Here is a 284-nt window from a genome sequence, read left to right as displayed (position 1 = left end):
CTCACTTTGACTCAACGATGTTGACGCACTCTCACTCTGACTCAATGACGTTGAGGCGCTCTCACTCTGACTCAATGAGATTGATGCACTCTCGCTTTGGCTCAGCGATGTTGACGCACTTGCGCTTTGGCTCAATGAAATTGAGGTACTTGCACTTTGACTCAACGATGTTGAGGCACTCTCGCTTTGACTCAACGATGTTGAGGCACTTGCACTTTGACTTAACGATGTTGACGCGCTCTCGCTCTGGCTTAATGAAATTGAGGCACTCTCACTTTGACTCA

Annotated in this window: 1 protein-coding gene; it reads right to left on the bottom strand. The window is 47.9% G+C overall.

What is annotated here, in order from left to right:
- On the bottom strand, positions 1-284 hold a 284-nt coding region (locus AACL61_RS08720), incomplete at both ends, for a hypothetical protein (RefSeq protein ID WP_339111257.1).

This window comes from Limosilactobacillus reuteri subsp. porcinus, from assembly GCF_036621895.1.
Classification (GTDB): Bacteria; Bacillota; Bacilli; order Lactobacillales; family Lactobacillaceae; genus Limosilactobacillus; species Limosilactobacillus reuteri_J.
This window is presented reverse-complemented; position numbering and strand designations above follow the sequence as displayed.